Source organism: Pseudomonas sp. SDO5522_S412, from assembly GCF_054071215.1.
This window is the reverse complement of the sequence record NZ_JBSVWQ010000350.1, coordinates 1-4,073: the sequence shown is the minus strand read 5'-3', so window position 1 is coordinate 4,073 and position 4,073 is coordinate 1. Positions and strand designations below refer to the sequence as shown.

Below are 4,073 nucleotides of genomic sequence, written 5' to 3'. Positions count from 1 at the left end.
CCAGTCAGCACATGTATTGGCTGACCCACCGCCTTCGCGAGCAAGCCCGCTCCCACATTTAGTTTTGCGGTGCGCCAGGTAATTCTTCACTGAGCAACTCAAAACAGCGCTGCGCCGCTGGGCTCAACGGCTGTCCACTGCGACTGATCAACCCGATCTCCCGGTTCACCCCCGGATGATCAATGGTAATCCGCTTCAACCCCTCCAGACTGTCCGCCGCCGATTCCGGCAACACACTGATCCCCAAGCCCTGCCGCACCAACGCCAACACGGTCGACATGTAGTTGGCCTCCATCCCCGCGAGCATCGTCAGGCGTGTTTCATCGAACAACGCGTCCACCTGTTCCCGCACGCTGCTGTCGCGGCCGGTGAGGATGATCGGCTGGTCGGCCAGTTGCTCCAGGCTCAACTTTGCAAAACGAGTCAGCGGATGAGCCAGCGGCACGAACGCACATAACCGATCATTCAGCACCGGCACAAACGCCAACCCGTGGCTCAGCCGCGCCCGCACACCAATACCGAAATCCACCTCGCCCGAACGCACTTGCGCATGAATGCGGTGAGCAACCAGGTCATGCAAGCGCACCTCGATCCCGGCAAAACGTTCGCGAAACAGGCGCAGGGCGGGAGGTAACGCGCCGGCGCACACGGAGGGCAGGGCGGCGATGGTCACCACGCCTCGTCGTAGCGCTGCTAGGTCACGGGAGCCGGTGACGATGTTGTCCAGGTCCAGCAACAGCTTCTCCATCGGCCCGCGAGCATCCAGGCCGGCGGCGGTGATGCTGACGTGGCGCGGGCTGCGGTCGAGCAGGGCAACCCCTAGCCACTCTTCCAGTTGCTGCACCTGCACGGTCAGCGCCGAGGGCGACAAATGCAGTTCGTTGGCAGCCTTGGTAAAACTGCCCGTGCGGGCAACGGCGAGAAACGCCTGGATATGCTGGATCGAATTTTTCATTTTTATTTTGCTCGGGCGTTTTGTTTTTTCGAATGTGGGGTGCCGAATATTCCAATTTACAAAGCCTAACGCGATTCCAATACTCCAGGGAAAACAATAACCGGCCGAAAACGCCGTTCTGGAGCTACCCCATGCTCGCTACCCTGGGTGTCATCACCATCCTGTGCCTGCTCACTGCCGTCATGAGCAAACGCCTGTCGCCACTGGTGGCCCTGATCGCCTTGCCGATCATCGCCGCGCTGCTGGGCGGTTTCGGCCTGCAAACCAGCGCCTTCATCATCACCGGCATCAAGAACGTCGCCCCCGTGGTGGGGATGTTTGTGTTCGCGATCCTGTTCTTCGGGATCATGACCGATGCCGGCATGCTGGATCCAATCATTGATCGCATCCTGCGCACGGTAGGGACGCGTCCTACAAGGATTGTCGTCGGTACCGCGACCCTGGCCCTGCTGGTGCACCTCGACGGCTCCGGCGCGGTGACCTTCCTGGTGACGGTGCCGGCGATGCTGCCGCTGTACACGCGGCTGGGAATTGATAAACGCATCCTCGCGTGTGTGGCGGCGATGGCGGCCGGGGTCAACTTCCTGCCGTGGACCGGCCCGGTACTGCGTTCCTCGGCGGCGCTGCACGTGCCGGTGGCGGACTTGTTCCAGCCGCTGATCCCGGTGCAGATCGTCGGCCTGGTCTTTGTATTCGCCTGCGCCTGGTGGCTGGGCCACCGGGAAGAAAAACGCCTGGGCCTGGGCGCTGGTTCCAGCGTGGACGCCGTGCCGCAACGGGTGCTCAGCGACGATGACATTGCCCTGCGTCGCCCGCGGCTGTTCTGGGTCAACCTGGTCCTGACGGTACTGGTGATGGTGGTGATGATCGCCGCTTGGGTCGACCCGGTGGTGATGTTCATGCTCGGCACCGTGGTGGCGCTGTGCATCAACTACCCGAACGTCGACGCCCAACGCGCGCGGATCGACGCCCACGCAAAAACCGCCCTGACCATGGCCAGCATCCTGCTCGCCGCCGGTGTGTTCACCGGCATCATGCAAGGCACCGGCATGCTCAAGGCCATCGCCGAAGTGGCGGTGGCGCAGATTCCGGCGGGCCACGGCAAGTTGATCCCGGCGGTGGTGGGCTTCCTGTCGATGCCGCTGAGCATGCTGTTTGACCCCGACTCCTACTATTTCGGCGTGATGCCGGTGATCGCCGAAGTCGGCAAGGCCTTGGGCGTCGACCCGCTGCAAGTGGCCCAGGCCTCGTTGCTGGGCGTGCACACCACCGGCTTTCCGGTCAGCCCGTTGACGCCTGCGACCTTCCTGTTGGTGGGCCTGTGCAAGATCGAATTGGCCGATCACCAGCGCTTCACCATCCCCTTTCTGTTTGCCGCGTCGGTGTTGATGACCCTGACGGCTTTGCTCCTGGGAGTGATTTGAAATGAAAACCTTGCGCATCGGTTCCGGTGCCGGCTACTCCGGCGACCGTATCGAACCTGCGGTGGAATTGGCCGAACAGGGCGACCTGGATTACCTGGTCTTCGAATGCCTGGCCGAACGCACCATCGCCCTGGCGCAACAGGCGCGGATCAGCGATCCACAAGGCGGTTACGACCCGCTGTTGAGTGAGCGCATGCGCCGCGTGCTGCCCTTTGTCGGCCGGCCCGAAGGGCGCCGACGCCTGCGGGTAATCACCAATATGGGCGCGGCCAATCCGGTGGCGGCGGCGGTTGAAGTGCGGCGGATTGCCAGTGAACTGGGGCTTAACCTCAAGGTGCTGGCGGTGGTTGGCGACGACGTGCTTGAGACCTTGCGTGCCCAGCCGGAGCAGTTGCTCGACAACGGCCAGACCCTTGGCTCGTTGGGCGAGCGATTGATTTCCGCGAACGCCTATTTGGGCGCCGACGGCATTATCGACGCCTTGCGCGCCGAGGCCGACGTGGTGATCACCGGCCGGGTGGCAGACCCTTCGCTGTTCCTGGCGCCGCAGATGTTCGAATTCGGCTGGGCTGCGGATGATTGGCAACGGCTGGGGCGCGGCACGCTGGTGGGGCATTTACTGGAATGTGCGGGGCAGGTCAGCGGTGGCTACTTTGCCGATCCGGGTTTCAAGGACGTGGACGATCTGGCACGCCTTGGCTTTCCACTGGCCGAGATTGACGCAGACGGCGAGGCCTTGATCACCAAGGTCGCAGGTTCCGGTGGGCGGGTCAGCCGTGCCACGTGCACCGAACAATTGATCTACGAAGTGCACGACCCGGCGGCCTACCTCACACCGGACGTGTGCGCGGATTTTTCCCAGGTGGCGTTTACCGAAGAAGCCGTGGACCGGGTGCGTGCCCACGGCGCGAGCGGACGGCCACGTCCCGAAGCGTTGAAAGTCAGCGTCGGTTATCTGGACGGCTGGATCGGTGAGGGGCAGATTTCCTACGGTGGCCCGGGCGCGGTCGCTCGTGCGCAACTGGCTCGCGATGTGGTCCTGAAACGCTTGGAGTTGACCGGTGTGCGCATGCAGGACGTGCGTGCCGAATTGATCGGCGTCGACTCCCTGCACGGCCCGCGCAGCACGGTTGAACCGTGGGAAGTGCGCCTGCGCATAGCCGCCCGCTGCGCAGAACGCAGCGAGGCGGTGCGTGTCGGCAATGAAGTTGAAACTCTCTACACCAACGGCCCGTCCGGCGGCGGCGGCGCCAGCAAGAGCCTGCGCCAGGTGGTGGCGGTGGCCTCGTTGCTGCTGCCTCGTCACGCGGTCAACCCGAGGATCGAGTCATGAAACTGCACACCCTGGCCCACTCCCGAACGGGCGACAAGGGCGACACCTCGAACATCTCGATCATCGCGTATCGGGCCGAGGACTATCCGCTGCTCTGCAAGCAACTCACGGCTGAGGTGGTGGCGGCGTTTTTTGCGCCGTTACTGGAGGCGGGAGCTGCACCGGTGCGGCGTTATGAACTGCCCAATGTGCAGGCACTGAACTTCGTGTTGCCGGGGATCCTGCGGGGCGGGGTGACGCGGTCGCTGGCGCTGGACGCCCATGGCAAGTGCCTGGGCTCAGCATTGCTGGATCTTGAATTGGCAATACCAAACTAATGTGGGAGCGGGCTTGCTCGCGAAGGCGGAGTATCAGCCACTAC

4 protein-coding genes are annotated in these 4,073 nt (G+C 63.3%); 3 read left to right on the top strand and 1 reads right to left on the bottom strand.

The window, feature by feature from the left end:
* Positions 1–58: 58 nt before the first annotated feature.
* Entirely contained in the window at positions 59–955 is an 897-nt protein-coding gene (locus ACW9I6_RS31170) for a LysR family transcriptional regulator (RefSeq protein WP_008432200.1), read from the bottom strand.
* 131 nt (positions 956–1,086) lie between these two features.
* Between ACW9I6_RS31170 and ACW9I6_RS31165 the strand changes: the two genes are divergently transcribed.
* The 3 genes from ACW9I6_RS31165 to ACW9I6_RS31155 are packed head-to-tail and all read left to right on the top strand — an operon-like array spanning position 1,087 to position 4,029.
* On the top strand, positions 1,087–2,379 hold the full coding sequence (locus ACW9I6_RS31165; protein ID WP_457340197.1) for a CitMHS family transporter: 1,293 nt from the start codon (positions 1,087–1,089) through the stop codon (positions 2,377–2,379).
* A 1-nt stretch (position 2,380) separates the two neighbouring features.
* Positions 2,381–3,712: an acyclic terpene utilization AtuA family protein gene (locus ACW9I6_RS31160; RefSeq protein ID WP_457340196.1), complete on the top strand. Its 1,332-nt coding sequence runs from the start codon at positions 2,381–2,383 to the stop codon at positions 3,710–3,712.
* Positions 3,709–4,029: an AtuA-related protein gene (locus ACW9I6_RS31155; protein WP_177009490.1), complete on the top strand. Its 321-nt coding sequence runs from the start codon at positions 3,709–3,711 to the stop codon at positions 4,027–4,029. The genes ACW9I6_RS31160 and ACW9I6_RS31155 overlap by 4 nt, the downstream gene beginning before the upstream one ends.
* Positions 4,030–4,073: the final 44 nt, after the last annotated feature.